The 2,923-nt window shown below is 59.1% G+C and carries 3 protein-coding genes; 2 read left to right on the top strand and 1 reads right to left on the bottom strand.

Translation table 11 applies throughout. The annotated features are described in order from the left end of the window. Positions 1–123 precede the first annotated feature (123 nt). Together ACH2EH_RS22885 and ACH2EH_RS22880 are read left to right on the top strand one after the other, a co-directional pair. Positions 124–753, top strand: coding sequence for a hypothetical protein (locus ACH2EH_RS22885; protein WP_395145400.1), 630 nt, complete (start codon positions 124–126; stop codon positions 751–753). Between the two features lie 3 nt (positions 754–756). Then, positions 757–1,308: a hypothetical protein gene (locus ACH2EH_RS22880; RefSeq protein WP_395145398.1), complete on the top strand. Its 552-nt coding sequence runs from the start codon at positions 757–759 to the stop codon at positions 1,306–1,308. 7 nt (positions 1,309–1,315) lie between these two features. Here the strand turns inward: ACH2EH_RS22880 and ACH2EH_RS22875 are convergent, their stop codons facing one another. Beyond that, positions 1,316–2,752 (bottom strand): S10 family peptidase, encoded by a 1,437-nt coding sequence (locus ACH2EH_RS22875; protein WP_395145396.1) that lies wholly within the window; start codon positions 2,750–2,752, stop codon positions 1,316–1,318. Positions 2,753–2,923: the final 171 nt, after the last annotated feature.

Raw genomic sequence — 2,923 nt, 5'->3', positions numbered from 1 at the left:
GGGAGATCACTGTCGCCCCGCCCACGTTAGGCCGTCACAACGACTGGGTGCTGTGTTTAGAAGCCACCGAGTTGGCCGACGATGATGAGGAAGATTAGAATTTCGTCTTCAGGAGGTTTGCTTATGTCCCGTCTATTGTTACTTGCCACCCTGGCTCTCACTTCCGCTTTCCCTGTACACGCTCAGGAACCTGCACCCGTTCCCCAACAAGCTGCCATCGCCCGTACGGAAACCACTCTTCGTGATGCGCTAACAGCACTTTTGGAGAAGCAAAAGGTACCCTACCTTATTGGCCCTGGCATTGAAGGCAAGCTCAGCTTCACCGTGGATATTGCCGCACTCCCGTTACAGGAAGCCGTCGCGCTCTTACTGGCCGCCTCCGACAAGCCCATAAACGTCGAGACCCGCAAAAACGGTGTCTGGATTCTCAAGCTCGCCCCAACGGCACCACCTGCACCGCCACAAGTCAATATCGCTCCCGCTCAGGTGCATGTCAGCAACCACCTGCCCAAAAACCCGACCATCGCAAGTCTGAATGTCGCCTCAAGCGGCGATCCGGTCATCGCGGTTCTGGAATTACAAACCAATCTTTTGGAACAAGAAATCGCCAGCGCCAAAGAAAAAATGGGATCTGATAACGATGATATGAGAATGCTTTTCAGCCAGCTACGAACGATCCGTGGTCAGCTTGTAGTACGCCGGGCTCAGGCGACCAAAAAGACGACAGCCGCCGCAACCACGAAGCGTCGCTAGCCGATGGGTTCAATCTGGCGCGTGCCGCCCTCGGTGATCCGTGAGGGGAAACTGTTATTGGACCAGCAGTGCTGGTGCTGGGGGCAGGATATTCGCCACCCCGACGGCAACCTGCTCCTCACCCACGGCTTCGTCCGTGAGCGCCACACGAGCGAGAAGGATCTCTCGCGCTACAGAACCCACCCGGCCTCGTCCCTCGGCCACCCTCCCTCTACGAAGGAGGGGAGTGGGATTGTTCTCTGGGCTTTTGGCCTTTTCTACGACGGCCTGTGGCTCTTGCGGCAGGACTTCAAGATCCGCCTTGCGCCCTCCGAGACGCCGCCGGATATCTGGACGGTGCGCGATGCCCCGATCCACTACCCCGTCACGGAGGAAGAAGGCAAACGGCTCCGTGAAAAGCTGTGCGCCGCCTGCCTCTGGATCGCGGAGTACGAAGACAACATCCCTCGTGCCTGGCGTGCCCAGACCCTGCGCCGCTGGGACAAGAAAAGCATCCCAGCGGCAGAGCAAGCGGCACGCTGGCGCAGTTTAGTCGGGCCTGAAGTCCCCGGCTAAACTGCGCCTACAGCCAGGCCAGCACGTCGGATTTGAGCTGGGCGAGGCAGCCTTCTTCGATGTACATCATGTGCCCCGACGGGTAGTAGCGCTGGGTGAAGTTGGCTTTCCGTGCAACCGGCAGGCCCATGTGCGCGAAGGTGTACTCGGCGGCGGCGTGCGGAGTCGCAAGATCGTAGAAGCCCTGCGCGACAAAGACTTTCATGTACGGGTTCTTGGTCAGCGCGGACTTCAGCGCCCCTGCGGTGTCCGTGAAGTTATTGCCGTCGCCCCAGTTCCACTTGCCGTAGAGCCCGCCCAGAATGTTGTACTCCAGATCACTCTCGTAGCCGAGCTGCTCCCGCACGTAGCTGTTGAAGCAGGCCGTGTAGCCCGGCGAGATTGCGGCGTGCGACGGGTCAAACTCCGGGTTTTCCGCGCCCTCGTTGCCCTGCTGTGCTGTCAGGCGACTGTCTAGGCGACCGACAACAACGCCACGATCACGCAAAAGCTCTTTGCAAAACCGGAAGTGCTCGATGCGCAGGTCCCGCTGGTCAATATACGTCTCCGAGAGGCCCGTAATTCGAGCAAGCGTGGCAATGAGCTTAATGCGCTCCTTGGGCAGCAGCCTATCCCCTTTAAACAGCGCGGTGGCGTACTCGCCGAAGGCAAATGCCTCCACTTCCTTGATGAGCTTCTCCACGGGTTTGTTAAGAATAATCTTCGCCAGCTTCTTGTGGTACCAGGCCGTCGCGGCGTAGGTCGGCAGGTAGAGAATGTAGGGCAGGTCGTTGCCGGGCGCGAAGCGCAGCGTCTGGAAGTTCAGCACGGTTGAGATCAAGAGAAGCCCCGAGAGCGCGATTCCTTTGTCAATCAGATACCCCGACAGGCCCGCACCACGCGTCGTTCCGTAGCTCTCGCCCACCATGTAGAGCGGCGAGCTCCAGCGCTTATTACGGGTGATAAAGAGCCGGATAAACTCCCCGAGGCTCTCGATATCGCCCTGGACGCCCCAGAATTTTTTCGCTGTCTCGTCGTCTTTAGCCCGCGAGAAGCCCGTGCCAACCGGGTCAATAAAGACCAGATCGAACTGCTCCAGCCAGGTGTGGGGGTTGTCCTCAACGGCATACGGCGGCGGCGGCAGGCTGCCATCAGGGAGCTGCGCGGCGCGTTTGGGGCCGATGGTTCCTAAGTGCAGCCACACACTCGACGAACCAGGGCCGCCATTAAACGAGATCAGCAGGGGCCGTTCCTTGGCGGGCCGGTCGTCGTCTTTGGTGTAGGCCATGTAGAAGACCTGCGCCTCAATCTCGTCTTTGGCGTTCTTCAGCGGCATCCTCCCCGCCGTCACGGAGTACTTAATGGTTTTCCCGTTCAGCAGCACCTCGTGCTGCGTGACAACCGGTGTCTCTTCGACAAACTCATTCTTCTTTGCGCCCTCGTCGGGCTTTTTCTCGTCGCTCATGCCGGGATTATACCCACAATGGCCAGGCACACAAATGGGCCTACAGAGTTGAGGGGGTTACAATAGCTTCATGAGCACAATTCTTCCTTTTGCAAAGCCCTTGCCACTGGGGGCGATTCTTCCTTCGGGCTGGCTACGGCGTCAGCTTCAGACGCAGGCCGATGGGCTGGG

Origin of the sequence: Armatimonas sp. (assembly GCF_043760365.1) — a bacterium.
Classification (GTDB): domain Bacteria; phylum Armatimonadota; class Armatimonadia; order Armatimonadales; family Armatimonadaceae; genus Armatimonas.
The sequence above is the reverse complement of the archived record's forward strand: the minus strand, read 5'-3'. Positions and strand labels throughout refer to the sequence as shown.

Coding starts and splice junctions, on each gene's coding strand:
- ACH2EH_RS22885 (WP_395145400.1), top strand. CDS start 124: ATGTCCCGTCTATTGTTACTTGCCACCCTGGCTCTCACTTCCGCTTTC.
- ACH2EH_RS22880 (WP_395145398.1), top strand. CDS start 757: ATGGGTTCAATCTGGCGCGTGCCGCCCTCGGTGATCCGTGAGGGGAAA.
- ACH2EH_RS22875 (WP_395145396.1), bottom strand. CDS start 2,752: ATGAGCGACGAGAAAAAGCCCGACGAGGGCGCAAAGAAGAATGAGTTT.